Annotated in this window: 14 protein-coding genes and 2 tRNA genes; 8 read left to right on the top strand and 8 right to left on the bottom strand. The window is 56.3% G+C overall.

Annotated elements, in window-relative coordinates; all coding sequences use genetic code 11:
• Positions 1-326: 326 nt before the first annotated feature.
• Positions 327-617, top strand: coding sequence for a co-chaperone GroES (groES, locus tag K3G63_RS03140; RefSeq protein WP_045687497.1), 291 nt, complete (start codon positions 327-329; stop codon positions 615-617).
• 40 nt (positions 618-657) lie between these two features.
• Entirely contained in the window at positions 658-2295 is a 1638-nt protein-coding gene (gene groL, locus K3G63_RS03135) for a chaperonin GroEL (RefSeq protein WP_220612628.1), read from the top strand.
• Between the two features lie 478 nt (positions 2296-2773).
• On the opposite strand, the gene K3G63_RS03130 is transcribed toward groL, so the two are convergent.
• Complete coding sequence (locus tag K3G63_RS03130) at positions 2774-4198, bottom strand: peptide MFS transporter (RefSeq protein WP_220612627.1); 1425 nt, start codon at positions 4196-4198, stop codon at positions 2774-2776.
• 253 nt (positions 4199-4451) lie between these two features.
• Here K3G63_RS03130 and pckA point away from each other — a divergent pair, with 253 nt between their 5' ends.
• Positions 4452-6068: a phosphoenolpyruvate carboxykinase (ATP) gene (pckA, locus tag K3G63_RS03125; protein ID WP_220612626.1), complete on the top strand. Its 1617-nt coding sequence runs from the start codon at positions 4452-4454 to the stop codon at positions 6066-6068.
• Positions 6069-6136: 68 nt separating this feature from the next.
• On the opposite strand, the gene K3G63_RS03120 is transcribed toward pckA, so the two are convergent.
• Entirely contained in the window at positions 6137-6676 is a 540-nt protein-coding gene (locus K3G63_RS03120; RefSeq protein ID WP_220612625.1) for a hypothetical protein, read from the bottom strand.
• A gap of 122 nt (positions 6677-6798) precedes the next feature.
• Between K3G63_RS03120 and K3G63_RS03115 the strand changes: the two genes are divergently transcribed.
• Entirely contained in the window at positions 6799-7584 is a 786-nt protein-coding gene (locus K3G63_RS03115; protein WP_220612624.1) for a S1/P1 nuclease, read from the top strand.
• A 174-nt stretch (positions 7585-7758) separates the two neighbouring features.
• Here K3G63_RS03115 and K3G63_RS03110 read toward each other — a convergent pair whose 3' ends face one another.
• Positions 7759-8829, bottom strand: coding sequence for an SDR family oxidoreductase (locus K3G63_RS03110; RefSeq protein WP_220612623.1), 1071 nt, complete (start codon positions 8827-8829; stop codon positions 7759-7761).
• Positions 8830-9027: 198 nt separating this feature from the next.
• On the opposite strand from K3G63_RS03110, the gene K3G63_RS03105 reads away from it, so the two are divergent.
• Together K3G63_RS03105 and K3G63_RS03100 are read left to right on the top strand one after the other, a co-directional pair.
• Positions 9028-9735 carry a 16S rRNA (uracil(1498)-N(3))-methyltransferase gene (locus tag K3G63_RS03105; protein WP_220612622.1) on the top strand — a complete coding sequence of 236 codons (708 nt, stop codon included), beginning with the start codon at positions 9028-9030 and terminating at the stop codon, positions 9733-9735.
• Positions 9736-9806: 71 nt separating this feature from the next.
• On the top strand, positions 9807-10472 hold the full coding sequence (locus K3G63_RS03100) for a DUF4159 domain-containing protein (protein ID WP_220612621.1): 666 nt from the start codon (positions 9807-9809) through the stop codon (positions 10470-10472).
• An 84-nt stretch (positions 10473-10556) separates the two neighbouring features.
• Here K3G63_RS03100 and K3G63_RS03095 read toward each other — a convergent pair whose 3' ends face one another.
• The 5 genes from K3G63_RS03095 to K3G63_RS03075 form a co-directional block, all read right to left on the bottom strand.
• Positions 10557-11108, bottom strand: coding sequence for a hypothetical protein (locus K3G63_RS03095; RefSeq protein WP_220612620.1), 552 nt, complete (start codon positions 11106-11108; stop codon positions 10557-10559).
• Between the two features lie 79 nt (positions 11109-11187).
• Positions 11188-11757 carry a 1-acyl-sn-glycerol-3-phosphate acyltransferase gene (locus K3G63_RS03090; RefSeq protein WP_220612619.1) on the bottom strand — a complete coding sequence of 190 codons (570 nt, stop codon included), beginning with the start codon at positions 11755-11757 and terminating at the stop codon, positions 11188-11190.
• Between the two features lie 80 nt (positions 11758-11837).
• Positions 11838-12605: a patatin-like phospholipase family protein gene (locus tag K3G63_RS03085; protein ID WP_220612618.1), complete on the bottom strand. Its 768-nt coding sequence runs from the start codon at positions 12603-12605 to the stop codon at positions 11838-11840.
• A gap of 80 nt (positions 12606-12685) precedes the next feature.
• On the bottom strand, positions 12686-13537 hold the full coding sequence (locus K3G63_RS03080) for an MBL fold metallo-hydrolase (protein ID WP_220612617.1): 852 nt from the start codon (positions 13535-13537) through the stop codon (positions 12686-12688).
• Between the two features lie 110 nt (positions 13538-13647).
• Entirely contained in the window at positions 13648-14595 is a 948-nt protein-coding gene (locus tag K3G63_RS03075; RefSeq protein WP_220612616.1) for an acetyl-CoA carboxylase carboxyltransferase subunit alpha, read from the bottom strand.
• A 254-nt stretch (positions 14596-14849) separates the two neighbouring features.
• On the opposite strand from K3G63_RS03075, the gene K3G63_RS03070 reads away from it, so the two are divergent.
• Both K3G63_RS03070 and K3G63_RS03065 read left to right on the top strand, forming a co-directional pair.
• Positions 14850-14923 (top strand) — tRNA-Asp (locus K3G63_RS03070).
• A 489-nt stretch (positions 14924-15412) separates the two neighbouring features.
• A tRNA-Asp gene (locus K3G63_RS03065) sits at positions 15413-15486 on the top strand.
• The last annotated feature ends 627 nt before the right edge of the window (positions 15487-16113 follow it).

The following is a 16113-nucleotide window of genomic DNA, read 5'->3' as shown; positions in this document are numbered from 1 at the left end:
CTTTTATCAGATAAGCCGGCGGTTCCTCACGGGGAGCTGCCGGCTTTTTTGTGATATCCGCAACGAGCTGGTGCGCAGCAAATCGACCTTAGCCCCGAATTTTCTACCCAACTAATTCCAACCCTACTGCAAAGGTAGCGTACAGTCGCGCGGTACCGGACGGAAAGGGAACTTTTTCTGTCAGCTCTGACAGCCGCTACGTGCAAAGCTGACCGAAACAGTGCCTGAATCGTTCATTCTGTCAGGTTCTGGCAAGCTGGCACAAGAAGTGCGACACCGCCGATACCGTCTTACTTCAAGTAAACCTTTCAACCAAAACGTACAATATGTCGCTTAGCATCAAACCGCTGGCTGACCGCGTAATCATTGCGCCGGCCGCTGCCGAGGAGAAAACCAAATCGGGCATTATCATTCCCGACACGGCCAAGGAGAAACCCCAGCGTGGCGAAGTAGTTGCCGTAGGCGAAGGCAAAGTGGCCGACAACGGCACTACCATCAAGCCCCAGGTAAAAGCTGGTGACCAGGTGCTGTACGGCAAGTATGCCGGCACTGAAATCACCGTGGATGGCCAGGACTACCTCATCATGAAGGAGTCGGACATCTTTGCCGTACTGTAAGCTTCTCCCCTTTCTCTGATTTACAACATCCGAACCCAAGATGGCTAAGAACATCCAATTCGATACCGATGGCCGCGACAAGCTGAAGCGCGGCGTTGACAAACTGGCAAACGCAGTGAAGGTAACCCTGGGCCCTAAAGGCCGCAACGTGGTTATCGACAAGAAATTCGGCGCTCCGAGCATCACCAAAGACGGGGTGACGGTAGCCAAAGAAATTGAGCTGGCCGACCCAATTGAAAACATGGGCGCTCAGCTGGTAAAAGAAGTTGCTTCCAAAACCGCCGACCAGGCTGGTGATGGCACTACTACTGCTACCGTACTAGCTCAGGCTATCTATGCCGCTGGCTCGAAGAACGTAGCAGCTGGTGCTAACCCCATGGACCTGAAGCGTGGCATCGACAAGGCTGTTATTGCCGTTGTTGCTAACCTGAAAGCGCAGTCCAAGAAAATTGAAAACTCGTCGGAAATTGCCCAGGTAGGCGCTATTTCGGCCAACAACGACATGGAAATCGGCAAAATGATTGCCGACGCCATGGATAAAGTAGGCAAAGAAGGCGTTATCACGGTAGAAGAAGCGCGCGGCACGGAAACCGAAGTAAAAACGGTGGAAGGCATGCAGTTTGATCGTGGTTACCTCTCCCCTTACTTCGTGACCAACCCGGAGAAAATGGAGGCTGAGTTCGACAACCCTTACATCCTCATCTATGACAAGAAGGTGAGCACCATGAAGGAGTTGCTGCCCGTGCTGGAGCAGGTTGTTCAGACGGGTAAGCCCCTGGTTATCATCTCGGAAGATGTAGACGGCGAAGCACTGGCTACCCTGGTAGTAAACAAGCTGCGTGGCTCGCTGAAAATTGCGGCTGTGAAAGCTCCTGGCTTCGGCGACCGTCGGAAGGCGATGCTGGAAGACATTGCTGTGCTGACCGGTGGTACCGTAATTTCGGAAGAGCGCGGCTACAAGCTGGACAGCGCTACCCTGGAGTACCTGGGTCAGGCTGAGAAAGTTATCATCGACAAAGACAACACGACCATCGTGAATGGCCGGGGCGACAAAGATGGTATCACCAGCCGCGTAAACGAAATCAAAGCTCAGATCGGTACTACTACTTCTGACTACGACAAAGAGAAGCTGCAGGAGCGTCTGGCCAAGCTGTCGGGCGGTGTGGCTATCCTCTATATCGGTGCCAGCACGGAGGTAGAAATGAAGGAGAAGAAGGACCGCGTTGACGATGCTCTGCACGCTACCCGCGCTGCCGTAGAAGAAGGCGTAGTTCCGGGTGGTGGTGTAGCCCTGGTGCGCGCCCTGGACGCTCTGGAAGGCGTTGATACCCTGAACGGTGACGAGCGTACTGGTGTAAACATCATCCGCACGGCTATCGAAGCTCCTTTGCGCACCATCGTAGCTAACGCCGGTGGCGAAGGCTCGGTAGTAGTACAGAAAGTACGCGAAGGCCAGGGCGACTACGGCTACAACGCCCGCGAAGACCGCTACGAAAACCTGATGGCCGCTGGTATCCTCGACCCGACCAAAGTTACCCGCCTGGCGCTGGAAAATGCCGCTTCAATTGCCGGCCTGCTCCTGACTACCGAGTGCGTAATTTCGGACGAGCCGGAAGATGAGAAGTCTGGCGCTGGTGCCGTATCGCCCGGCATGGGCGGCATGGGCGGCATGATGTAATATCACGGATTCCGTTCTAACCACAAAAAAGCCCCGTTGGCAATGCCAACGGGGCTTTTTTGTGGTTAGAACGTGTAGAAATCAGCAGAGGCAAGTATTGTACAGTCATTACTCATTAGGTACCCTTATGACAGATCGTGCGCATACGTGGCTCGTGGTAGCTGTTAGTTTGGCATTGGTATATGCTGGCATGAGCATATTAACGTCTAAGTCAGTATGAAATACGAGACTCATCATAGCCCGTGCTTTTCGGTTATAACTGGCCGCAATTTGTGTGAAGAGTATAAACAGGCAAAATGGATAACCGCAGGAATCAGCCTATTGCTGCTTAGCAGTAGTGGGTTTAGTAACCAGCTCATCCTAAAAAATAATTGTGCTACCCCTCCTTCACAAAAGAGCCCCGCTGGCGTTGCCAACGGGGCTCTTTTGTGAGCAGAACGAAATCCGCAGATTCGGATAATCCGTCTTTCTCCGCGAGTTAGCCGCGGCCGTGCATCATGTGGAACAACTTCTTGGCAATGGCAATGAGGATCAGACCAGCTAGGATTACAAAACCGGCAATCAGGCCAAACACTTTCAATGCGCCTAGTTCCTCCACGTAGGAAGCAATGTACCCGCCAGCAATTTGAGCCACGAAAGGTGCCAGGAACCACACCCCCATGAGCATGGAGGTTAAGGTAGGCGGCGAAAGGCGGGATACCATGGACAGCCCTACCGGCGAGAGACATAGCTCCCCAATGGTATGGAAGAAGTAGGTAGCCAACAGCCATAGGATGCTAGCCTTAATGGTCTGGTCGGCTACGTCGCCGCCGCGCTCCAGCACGGCGCCCACCATGAACAGGAAGCCTATCCCGAGCAGTACCATGCCCAGGCCCATCTTTACGGGAATGCTCAAATCTTTGCCCTTGCGGCTTAAGTTTACCCAGAGGGCCGCAACGGGCGCACCCAGTAGCACAATAAAGCCAGCATTTACGGACTGAAACCAGGAAGTAGGAATCAGGAAGCCTGCTACTTCCCGGTTAATGTACTTATCAGTGTAGAGTGTGAGGGAAGAACCGGCTTGCTCAAAGCCAGCCCAGAAGAACACCACAAAAAGCGTGATAATGAAGATAACGGCCATACGGTCCGTCTCCTCCTTGGTAAGGGGGGCCTTGGCAATGGTTTTGTCTTCATTCTGGCCTTCCGGGTACATGCCTACCTCGCCCAGATACTTCTTGCCCAGCAGATTGAAGGCCAGCTGCCCCAGCAGCATACCAATACCGGCTGCCAGGAAACCATAGCGGAAGCCGTAGCTGGCTACCTGCTCCACTCCGTTGACCACCGTTTTCGTGGCAAACATATCTTCGGCCAAGTATCCGCACACGAGAGGAGCAATAAAGGCTCCCGTGTTAATACCCATATAGAAAATAGTGAAAGCTGCATCGCGCCGGGGGTCGCCCTGCTGGTATAGCTTCCCTACAATAGTCGAGATATTGGGCTTGAAGAAGCCGTTGCCGAGAATCAGGAGCAATAGGCCAATAACCGTTGGCCAGGGAAGCCCGAAGAAAAAGGGCACGGACGACAGTGCCGGCTGCATAAACAGGAAAAACTGCCCCACTGCCATGGTCAGACCGCCAATTAAAATGGCACGGCGCTGCCCGATGTATTTATCAGCCAGCCACCCCCCAATAATAGGGGTCAGATAGACGAAGCCGGTGAAGTAGCCGTAGATAAGCGAAGCACTGGCGGCCTCAATGCCGAGCCCGCCTTCAATAGCGGTTTTCGACAGATAGAGCATGAGCAGGCCCCGCATACCGTAGTAGCTAAACCGCTCCCACATTTCAGTAAAGAAAAGTAGATAGAGCCCGGGGGGATGGCCCTGTTTCGCAATCGGCTGCTCCTGAACAGCGGAGGTTGTTTGCATGAACGTGAAGGAAGTAATGTGGTACGTGAGAAACCCCCAGTCTGACCGCGGGGCTAGTTGGTAAAGCTACAAAAGTTTCTCAACCCTGCCGTGCTAACGTTCGTTAGGCGGGAATCACCCACTATCAAAGCTACGCCAATAGCGAATATTCGCTATTTTTTCGGTTTACACCGTGCCTAGCTCCGCTTTTTGTCTATTTTTGTTCGCTAATTCCCCCAATTTCCCACCCACCCAACCCCCCGTTTTCGGCCCTATGATGGACTCTGCCGCCAACGCCCGCCTCGCCCCCCTGGGCATTTCCCGCGCCGCCCAGGTACACCTGAACCTCACCCCCGCCGAGCTGGTAGAAGAAGCCCTGCGCCGGGGCGAAGGAACCCTCACCGACACCGGTGCCCTGATGGCTGACACCGGTGCGTTTACCGGCCGCTCCCCCAAAGACCGGTTTGTCGTGAAAGACGCTAATACCCAGGACAGCGTATGGTGGGGTGACATCAACATCCCCTTCGATGCCGACAAGTTCGACCAGCTCCACCAGAAGATGGTGCAGTATCTGGAGGACAAGGAAATCTACGTGCGCGACGCCTACGCCGGCGCTAACCCCCACTACGAGCTGAAGTTACGGGTAGTAAACGAGCTAGCCTGGCACAACTTGTTCTGCTACAATATGTTCCTGCGCCCACAGGAAGGAGCTGACACCAGTTGGACGCCTGATTTCAGCATCATTTGCGCCCCCGGCTTCGAGGCTGATCCGGCCGTGGATGGTACCCGCCAGAAGAATTTCGCCATCCTGAACTTCACCAAGAAGATGATTCTGATTGGGGGTACGGGCTACGCCGGCGAGATGAAGAAGGGCATCTTTGGGGTGCTGAATTACCTGCTGCCTCACGAGCGGGAAACCCTGAGCATGCACTGCTCGGCTAATGTGGGCAAAGACGGCGACACCGCCATTTTCTTTGGCCTCTCGGGCACGGGTAAGACTACCCTCTCCGCCGACCCCAACCGTGGCTTAATCGGCGACGATGAGCATGGCTGGACCCCGGATGCCGGCATTTTCAACTTCGAAGGCGGCTGCTACGCTAAAGTAATCGACCTTTCGGCGGAGAAGGAACCTGAAATCTGGAACGCCATCAAGTTTGGCTCTATTGTGGAAAATACCCGCTTCAAGCCGGGCACCCACACCGTAGACTACGCTAATAAGTCGGTAACGGAAAACACCCGCACGGCCTACCCCATCCACTACATCCCGAACGCCATTGAGCCCTCGGTAGCTGATGCGCCGAAGAATATTTTCTTTCTGACGGCCGATGCGTTCGGGGTGCTGCCGCCCATCAGCAAGCTCGATAAAAGCCACGCCATGTACCACTTCATGTCGGGCTACACGGCCAAGGTAGCCGGTACCGAAATGGGCGTTACCGAGCCGCAAACCACTTTCTCGGCCTGCTTCGGGGCCGTGTTCCTACCCCTGCATCCGACCAAATACGCCGAGATGCTAGGACAGAAAATGGACGAAAACCCGGACGTAAACGTATGGCTGGTGAATACTGGCTGGACGGGCGGCTCCTACGGGGTAGGCTCGCGCACGAAGCTGGCCTACACTCGCGCCATGATTACGGCCGCCCTCAACGGCGAGCTAGATGATGTGGCCTTCCATAAGCATCCCATCTTCGGCGTGGAAATTCCGTCCGTGGTGCCTGGCGTGCCCTCCGACATCCTCGATCCGCGCGACACCTGGGCCGATAAGGAAGACTATGACCGCACCGCCACGGATCTGGCCCACAAATTCGTGTCGAACTTCAAGAAATACGCCGATTATGCCAGCGAAGAAATTCTGGCCGGTGCCCCAAAAGCCGAGGTAACAGCCAGCGTATAACAGGCGTACTAAGAGCTTGAATTCCTGGAAGGCCTGGTTAGCGGAAGTTAGCCAGGCCTTTTGGGGTACTATGCTACCGTGTCAATCTGGTGACCCAGGCGCTGAAACCATTCTTGTAGCGGCGTATACATCAAGTAGTCTGCTTCCACATTCTGCCCATTCTCCGTTTGCATCACATTGCAGCTAAAGCAGATATTCAGTACGCTCAGCAGCTCATGCCCGGCATTGTAAAAGGCTAGCGCATCCCGAAACACAGGAGCGCACATCGGGTACAGCAGTTCAGTACAAGGCGCTTGCAGGAGGCGACCCAACTCCGCCACTTCTGGCGTATCACGCTGGAGCTTGGCAACGGGGGTAGTTGTAATATTATACGCCCGGTTATTATCGGTAGTTAATCGAGTTTGCAAATCCAGCTGATGTTCCAGGCGGTGTAATTGAGCGCGGAGCTCTGGTAGCTGGGCAGGGGGTGCGGTTAGAAGCAACCGGCGGCTGGTTTCTCTTTCTTTCCGCCTGGCATCCTGTAGCTGCTGCCATTTGGAGCCGCGCAGCAAGGAATATGTTATTATGTAGTCGAACGATAGTCCGCGCCAGTAGTCCTGAGTACTCATAGGCTTGTTGCGTTTAAGCGCTGGCTTTCTGCTGCTAAGCAAGTTTACGCGGAATAGTACCAGATTCCTTTACAAAGGCGCTACTTTTGCGGCGGACATACTCTCTCTTTTTTACCTTTTGTATGCGTAAGCGCCTTCTTCCGCTGCTCTTGTGCTTGTTGTCGCCGCTAACCCTCTGGGCCTGGGGCGTCGATGGCCACCGGGCCGTGGGCAAAATTGCCGAAAACCACCTCAGCCGCAAGGCTCGCCGTGAGGTAGAGCGTCTGCTGGGTTCCGAAACCCTCACCTTGGTGAGCACCTGGCCCGATGAAATCCGCTACTACCCGGAGTTCAAGGAAACTGCGCCGTGGCATTACGTGAACACCCCCTCGGGCCTGCCCCGCGACCAGTATATTCAGCAGATAAAGTCCCAAACCACCGCTAATGCCTACAGCGCCCTGGAAGCGCAGCTGCGCATACTCGGCGATGCTACTAAAACCAAGGAAGAGCGGGCCGCAGCCCTTAAGTTCGTGGTGCACATCGTGGGTGATATTCACCAGCCTATGCACACGGGCCACGCCGAAGACAAAGGGGGTAACGACATCAAGCTGAAGTACCGCGGCCGCGACACAAACCTGCACAGCCTCTGGGACAGTGGCCTGATTGATTACCAGGGCCTTACCTACACAGAAATGGCGCAGCAGTACGACCAGAAACTGCGTCAGCGCCAAATCCGGGTGCTGCAGGCAGCCGCGCCCGAGCAGTGGCTGTGGGAGTCGTACCAGGCTTCGGAGAACCTGTACAAGGAAACACCCCCTGACACCGACGTAGATTACAAGTACTACCCCGCCCACGCCGATCTGATGCGCCAACGCATTGTGGAGGCCGGCGTGCGCCTGGCCGGAATGCTGAACAAAGTCCTAGGCTAGTCAGCTACTAGAACGCATAGTAAAAAAGCCCTGCTATACTTTAGGTAGCAGGGCTTTTTTCGTGAAACAGACTACTTCCTCACTTCAGCAAACATCTTTGAAATCAGTGCGGATGCCCTTTTGAGGACTTGTTGCCTGAGGTCGGGGTTGGTGAGTTTTTAGGGGTAGTACTGATTAATTGTCGTGGAACGCAATACCACTGATTTCTTCGGTCTCTTTGCTGGTGCTGCCGTTGCGGCTCTTGCCACCCAACCAAGCCGCCAAGGCTACCCCTGCTCCTACCAGCAAAGCCGTTCGCAGCGCGGGGCTGCCGGTGGTTACGGTTTCGGTATAGTAGCTGGTTTCGCGGGTGTGTCCGGGGTAGTTACCACGCTCTTCCAGGGCGCCCATGGGCCGATCGAGGGCATTCTGCTGCAAGGGACGAGGCGCATAATCGGCTTTTTCCTGCTTAGAAAAGGACTTCTCCATAAACTTGTCGAGCAGAGCGGGCGTCCAGCGCTCCATGCCAATCATGGCTTTGCCGCCGCCGCCCACCACTACCGAACGCTCGGGAGTCGCGGCGCAGTGCAGAATGGCGCGAGCCACGGTTTCGGGAGCGTAGGCGGGAGGTGCATGTTTTGCCTCGCGCTCCATATAGTTTTTGGAGTGAACCGGGTACGGTGTATCAATGGCGGCGGGCTGAATCAGGGTAACCGAAATTGGGGCGCCGTCCATTTCCAGCTCCATGCGGAGGCCATCGGTAAAGCCTTTCACAGCATGCTTGCTGGCGCTGTAGATAGACTGGAGAATGGCAGTAATATCCGACAGGATACTACCTACGTTGATGATAGCGCCCCCTTTCTCTTTCAGGTGCTTCGCCGCTTCCAACGAGCCATTCACCAAGCCCCAGAAGTTTACTTCGAACAGCTGGCGCATATCCTCCATCGGGATTTCTTCGAGTTTGCCATAGATGGAAACCCCGGCGTTATTAATCCAAGTGTCGAAGCCACCATAGGTGTAAGACGCCTCATAAGCCAGACGCTGTACATCGGCAGGCTTACTGACGTCGGCTACTACATAGGTAGCATGGCCCCCAGCCTGGTTAATTTCGTCGGTGAGTTGGCGCAGGGCACTTTCGCTGCGAGCCGCCAGCACCAGCTTTGCGCCGGCTTTGGCTGCCATCCGGGCCGTTACGAGACCAATACCCGACGAGGCACCGGTGATGACAATCGTCTGATCCTTGAGTTTTTTGAGTTTTACAGCCATGAGGTGGTTCGGTTAGGTGCACGAGAGAGAGCACTGACACGGTAGCAGGTACTTGTTTCCTGCCGTCGAGGTTGCGGCCAGAGCCGCCATTTCCCCGAAACCAGACAGCAGCTCAGCGCTACCCAGGGCTTTGGCCGCAACCGCTAAAGGCGCCAGCCACTTCCTGCGCCTCTGCCCGATTCACCGTAGCTTTGCCCTATGCCGCACACCTTTTTCGCCCCCGACCTGACCCTGCCCACCTACACACTCCCCGAAGACGAAAGCAAGCACGCCGTGCGCGTACTGCGGTTAACCGCCGATGACGAGGTAGTGCTCGTTAACGGCCGGGGCGGTGTATATCAGGCCCAGGTACACACGCCAGATGCCAAGCGCTGCCAGCTGCGGGTAGTACGGGAAGAGCAAGTACCCCGCCGGTCTTACCAAGTGCACGTAGCCGTGGCACCCACCAAAAACCTCGACCGTATGGAGTGGCTGGTCGAAAAAGCCGTGGAAATAGGCGTTGATAGCCTGAGTTTTCTGCGTTGTGCCCGCTCCGAGCGGCGGGAGCTGAAGCTGGACCGCCTGGAAAAAATTGCTATCAGCGCCCTAAAGCAGTCGGGGCAGGCGTGGCTGCCGCAGCTGACTGAACTGACGGATTTTGCTCGTTTCCTACCTACCGTTTCTCCCGAAACCACCTTTATTGCGCACTTGGAAGAGGGCGAGCGGACGCCTCTCTCCCGCGTGGCCGCTGCTGGGCCGGACTGCTGCATTCTGATTGGGCCGGAAGGCGACTTCACACCCCAGGAAATTGAGGCAGCTTTTGCTCGCGGCATCCGGCCGGTAACGCTCGGGGCCTCCCGCCTTCGCACAGAAACGGCCGCACTGGCTGCCCTGCACACCGTTCATATCGTGCGGGAATTGATGTAGCCGAAACTTTGTAGTTTAGGTACCGGGCCCGAACCTGGCCGACCATTCCGATTTGACCTTTCTTCCTGCTTATGCGCCCATTTCTGTGGCTTTTCGTGCTACCCCTAGTGCTGCTTACAGCCGCCGCGCCGGTAGCGCCTAGCTTCCGCATTGCCAAGCTGCACTACGGCGGTGGCGGCGACTGGTACGCCAACAAAACCAGCCTGCCCAACCTCATCCGCTACTGCAACCAGACGCTTAAAACCAACATCGACCCGGAAGAAGCTACCGTGGAGCTAGACTCGCCGGAACTGCTAACCTACCCATTCATTCATATGACGGGCCACGGCAACGTGTCGTTTACCGATGCCGAAGCCCGCAACCTACGCCGCTATCTTACCGGGGGCGGCTTTCTGCATATTGATGATAACTACGGGCTCGATAAGTTTATCCGGCCGGAAATGAAGAAGGTGTTTCCCGAGCTGGACTTCGTGGAGTTGCCCTTCTCCCATCCCGTCTACCACCAGAAGTTTCAGTTCCCTAAGGGCTTGCCCAAAGTACATGAGCACGACGGCAAGCGCCCCCAGGGCTTCGGCCTGCTCTATAAGGGACGCCTGGTGTGCTTCTACACGTATGAGTGCGACTTAGGCAACGGCTGGGAAGACCTGGGCACCTACCCCGAAGATACGCCCGCCACTCACGAGGCTGCCCTGAAAATGGGAGCCAATCTTGTGACCTACGCCCTAACTCAGGACTAGGAAACAACATTGCAACGCAAGGCGGGCCTTCCATTAGCTGTATCGGCGCTAACGGAAGGTCCGCCTTGTGCTGCTTACTAGCTTCTAAAACTTGCGCTGCAGAATCTCGCCTAGTACGAAAGCCATGCGCACATCAGCGGGGTTACGCAGGCGCTCGGTAAGCGTAGGAGCGGCTTCCGGGCGGGCCTGTTCCCGCTGCCAATAATCACTCTGGGTTTGTTGCCCAGCCCGGGGTAGCGTAGCAGCCCGGCGGGCTTCGCGCCCAGGAACTTCTAGCGAACGGGCTTGCGGTGCCTGCTCCAGCGAGCGGGCCGGGCGGTCTATTTTTTCCAGGCTACGAGCTACGGGGCTTGCTTCGCGAGGCAGGGGCCGCCCCGCTGGCGTTACTTCGCCAGTGTCAGCGGGGGTAGGCTGCTGCGCTTCCCGATTCTGAGTTTTCATCTGACGCAGCATCTCCTCGAAGGAAGTTGCGGGCAAGCCGGGCGCTACCGGGCGAGGGCGCCCACTGGCATCGGGTCGGGAAAAGCGCCGCTCGCGCTGCTCCCGGGCCGTAGTTTCGCGCGCCTTCTGCACCATTCGCCAGATAAACACAACCAAGCCGATAAGAATCCAGCCCAGGGTTTGCAGCTTTTCCATGTAGCACGGGTGAAGTTGTGAAGTACCTCTAGTTACACCAATTTTTACTACTTCTCTCCTTCCCGAATGCCCTTTTGCGCTACCGGATGCCCTGGTCGGGGAACCGGCCCTGCTTAGTACGGTAGAATGCTTTGATTTCTTCCAGGTCCTTCTCGTAGTCGCCGGTGGGCCAGAATGCGGGGCCTACTCCAGCTTCTTTGTTTTTGTAGTCGAGGTAGCCCAGCAGGATAGGGACGCCCGCGCCCATAGCGGCATGATAAAAGCCCTTGCGCCACTTGGGCTGGTACTTGCGGGTACCTTCGGGAGTAATCAGAATTACGAGTTCCTCCCGTTCCTTGAACAGCTGGACCATGCCATCCACGAGGCTGTTGTTTTTGCTGCGGTCTACGGCCAGGCCACCCAGGCTGCGCACGAGCGCGCCCAGCACCGGAATGGTCGTCCACTCTTTTTTGATGGTCAGTTTCACGTCCACGTCCATCAGAAAGAAGGCGGCGCGGGCGTACATGAAGTCCCAGTTGCTGGTGTGCGGGGCCGCAATCATCATGCTTTGCTTGATGTTGGGCGGTACCTGCGGGCCCAGGCGCCAGCCGGTTATTTTAAACCAGAACTTGGAAAAAAGATACCAGAAAGTAGAGGTTTTGCGAGCCATGTGGGAAATAAGAGGGTAGCGAAAACGTGCGGGCTACCAGCATTCAAAGCTAGAGAAATGATGCGGAAGCGCCGCTTTTCTTACGTGTCATGCAGCAGGGCTTCCAGCTCTGGGGCCTTGCTCATGGTGTAGCGGTAGCCGATGTCGAACAGCTCGGGGGCGCGCTTATATTGGGTCATGCGGTAAGTACCCAGCTCCGGCGGCTCAATCAGGAAACGGCACTGCTGCTTGCTTACCACCGTGTTAGCCCCAACGGCGAGGTTCAGCGTCCGCTCGATCAGGCCGCGCAGGGTAGTAATGCGCGCCTCGCGGTGGGGCGGATTACAATGCACGCCCACTACCTGCAAACCGGGCTTACCCAGCAGGGCTTCTACGGGCAAGTTGTTGAGCAAGCCTCCATCCACCAAATGGCGCCCCTGGTACACAACCGGCCGATACAGCACCGGCACGGCCGAGGAAGCCAGCAAGGGCGGAATGAGTGGCCCCGTAGAAAAGTGCACCGAGGTGCCTTCGGCAATATCGGTAGCCACCAGCGTGAGGGGAAGACGGAGCTGCTCAAACGTACAATCGGGCCCCAGGTGCTGTTCCATCAGCTTCCCTACCCCATCGATCCGCAGCAAGCCGTAGCGGCTCAGCGAAATACGCGTGAGCTGGGCCAGGCTAACCTCCTGAAACAGACGCAGAATCTCGCGCGGCGGCACGCCGGAAGCATAAAAAGCGCCGGCAATGGCGCCGGAGGATACTCCTGCCAGGTGACCAATGGGCAGCTGCAGCTCATCGAGAGCCGCCAGCACGCCCAAGTGGGCAATTCCGCGCGCGCCGCCACCCGATAAGGCCAGTCCTAGCATACAGAATGCAACATGAGGTAGTGAAAAGGTAAGTAGGGCGCTCTAACGGGTTTTGGGCGCAGAACGTTAGCCACCTACCCCTACAATTCCGACATTTTTAGCGTATCGGCCACGCGCACACCCTTTTCCGTGTGTTGCAGGGTAATGCATTCGGTTTGGGCGTCGTGCTCCAGAATGAGCACCCAGTTTTCGTCGGCCGCCCGGCGTAGCACCCGTTCCTTCTCATCAAGCGTAACAAGGGGGCGCATATCGTAGCTCATCACGTAGGGCAGCGGTACGTGGCCGGCGCTGGGCACCAAATCGGCCATAAAGGCCACGATACGGCGTTTATAGTGCAGCACCGGTAGCATCATCTTCTCCGTATGGCCATCGGCGAAGATAATCTCCCGGAAGCAGGAAAGCTCGGCGGGCACAGCACCAGCCACCGAATCCACGAAGCGCAGGTGGCCGCTTTCCTGAATGGGCAGAATGTTCTCCTTTAGAAAGCTGGCTTTTTCCCGCGGATTCGGGGTTACGGCCCAGTCCCAATGGTTTTGGTTGCTCCAGTAGGTAGCGTTGGGGAAGGCCAGCTCGAGTTTGCCATCCGGGGTGCGCACCACCGAGCCCCCGCAGTGGTCGAAGTGCAGGTGGGTCAGGAATACGTCGGTAATATCAGCGGAAGTGAAGCCCAGCTGCCGCAGCGACTTTTCCAGGGTATCATCGCCGTGCAGATAAAAATGGCCCCGGAACTTCTCGTCCTGCTTGTCGCCGATACCGTTGTCCACCAGCACCAGCCGGCCGCCGTCCTCAATCAGCAGGCAGCGCATGGCCCAGGTACACATGTTGTTTTCATCGGCGGGGTTGAGCTTTTGCCACATGCTTTTGGGCACTACGCCGAACATGGCGCCGCCATCCAGCTTAAACAGGCCAGTATCCAGGGTGTGAAGAGTCATCAGGAAGAGAGGTTGGGTGAGGAATAAGGGGTAGGAACGGGGCGAAGAAATAAAAAAAGAACGTCATGCTAGGCTTAGCATGACGTTCGTACACTTTCGGCAGCGGGCACTTATTCTACTACCACGCCCATGTTGGAAAACTTATCGATGCGCTGGCTGATGCGCTCTTCCTGGGGCAGGGCCTCCAGCTCATCCAGGGTTTGGATGATGGTTTGCTTCAGGGTGCTAATCATGGTAGCCGTATCGGTGTGGGCACCGCCCAGGGGCTCCTTTACAATGCCATCCACCAGGCCGGCCTTGAGCATGTCGGTAGCCGTGAGCTTGAGAGCTTCAGCGGCTTGCTCTTTGTAATCCCAGCTGCGCCACAGAATGCTGGAGCACGACTCGGGCGAAATAACAGAGTACCAGGTATTTTCCAGCATCAGCACCCGGTCGCCGATGGCAATGCCCAGGGCCCCGCCCGAGGCGCCTTCCCCAATGATGATGCAGATAACGGGCACCTTCAGCAGAAACATTTCCTTGAGGTTGCGGGCAATGGCCTCGCCCTGTCCCCGCTCCTCGGCTTCCAGACCGGGGAAGGCGCCGGGCGTATCAATCAGGGTTACGATGGGCTTGTTGAACTTCTCGGCCAGCTTCATCAGGCGCAGGGCCTTGCGGTAGCCTTCGGGATTGGGCATGCCGAAATTACGGAACTGCCGCTGCTTGGTGTTGCGGCCCTTTTGCTGCCCAATAAACATGACCGAACGCCCATCCAGCTCGGCAAAGCCACCTACCATGGCCTTATCATCCGCTACCGTGCGGTCACCGTGCAGCTCAATGAATTTTTCCGTCATGCCCTCAATATAATCGAGGGTATAGGGCCGGTCGGGGTGGCGCGAGAGCTGTACCCGCTGCCAACGGGTCAGGTTTTGGTAGGTTTCTTTCTTGAGAACTTGAATTTTGGCTTCGAGGGCCGTTACCGCTTCCGATACATCTACTTGGCTGTCGAGGGCCAGTTGTTGCATTTCACGGAGCTTGCCTTCGAGAGCGGCAATTGGTTGTTCGAAATCGAGGAGCATTGCCACGGCAGGGTGCGCGTTAAGGAGGTTGCGAGGGGGAATGAGAAGAAAGCAAAGGTAAGTGACGAGGCGGACACGACGCACGACCGGCCCGCGCTGATTTTTTCAAAAATTTTTCTCCCTGAGCAACAGCTCGAAACAATTCCCGCCGCTTCTTTTTTTATCTTTTTTTGCCTGGGGTGTTGCGCAGTCCAATTGGGCCCTCTACTTTTGCACCACTTCAACGCCACTCGGGTAGCGAAGTAGAACAACCTGGTTCGGTAGTTCAGTCGGTTAGAATGCCGCCCTGTCACGGCGGAGGTCGCGGGTTCGAGTCCCGTCCGGACCGCAAAGGCCCTTCAGAGCACTCTGAAGGGCCTTTTGCTTTTTATGCCCTGGGGCCTTGCTCGGTCTGGCCTAGATCAATCACTGCTTATCCGTAGCTGGCCCACAATACCCTGAGTCCGCACTACCCTATTCACCACACCTTGCTGGCTGCGTTTTCGGGCTTCTATACGAGGTGCCCCTTGCCTTCTTGGTCTGTGGTAATCGGAACCTGGAGTTGCACAACTTCTAGCAGGGCTGGGGAGCAAAGATGCTGTCAGAGGCAATCCTATAGCAGGCATTCAGAACAACTACTACCTCGTATTTTTAACTTAGTACAGCTGAGCCTCGAAAAAAATTTAGCTAGCTATCCTGTTTAGTAACAGAACACTACCTCCTGAAAAAGGCCTTCCTACGCTACTACAGCAACTTTTTTGTTTGCACAGTCCATATTAGCCTTCTATATTTGCATCACAATAACGGAAAGCACACGGCTTTCTGCTTAGTGTAAAACGGTTCGGTAGTTCAGTCGGTTAGAATGCCGCCCTGTCACGGCGGAGGTCGCGGGTTCGAGTCCCGTCCGGACCGCAAAGGCCCTTCAGAGCACTCTGAAGGGCCTTTTGCTTTTTATGCCCTGGGTTCCCTACCCGCCCCGTGCAGTGCCCTACATAGTGGCCCTGCTCCACGACGAGCTCCCTAGGCCAAGCCAGTTCCATCCCGGTAACCACGTCCTCCTGGCCAGCTGCTGGGGCCGCTGGCCCCAAGGAAACGCACAGGTGGAGGTAGCTTATTTGGTTGATTGTGGTGCCGGATAAGCTGGAGCAGTGGCTACAGCTAACTCCCGGCTGTCTGCTGCTTGCTCCGGCTGGGTGGAGGAAGACTGCGCGGCATTCCATTCACAAGCACTACAAGCCCCGCTGACCGCTTCAACGCGCGAAAGAAGACCCTGCCCGCAACTCTTTCACTGGACCTGGCTGCCTTGCTGGTACTCTCGCGAAACCTGCGCTGGGAGGTAGAGGCGGATTGCGATAAGTACATCCGGGCTTAGTAAGCAGCTGGCTTACAGCGCATCGCAGCCCGCGGCCAGGAGGGCACCCGCTTGGTGCAGGAGTTTACCAGCCAAGAAGCTCCTCCGCTGGTACTAAGCCACGAAGGCCACGGCACCTCCTTCTTAATTACGCTGCCTAGACTGGCGGAGTAACCAGTAACAACGGC

The organism is Hymenobacter sp. HSC-4F20 (genome assembly GCF_019599275.1).
In the GTDB taxonomy this organism is placed as follows: domain Bacteria; phylum Bacteroidota; class Bacteroidia; order Cytophagales; family Hymenobacteraceae; genus Hymenobacter.
Note: the sequence above shows the minus strand (reverse complement) of the source record. Positions and strands in the feature narration are given on the sequence as shown.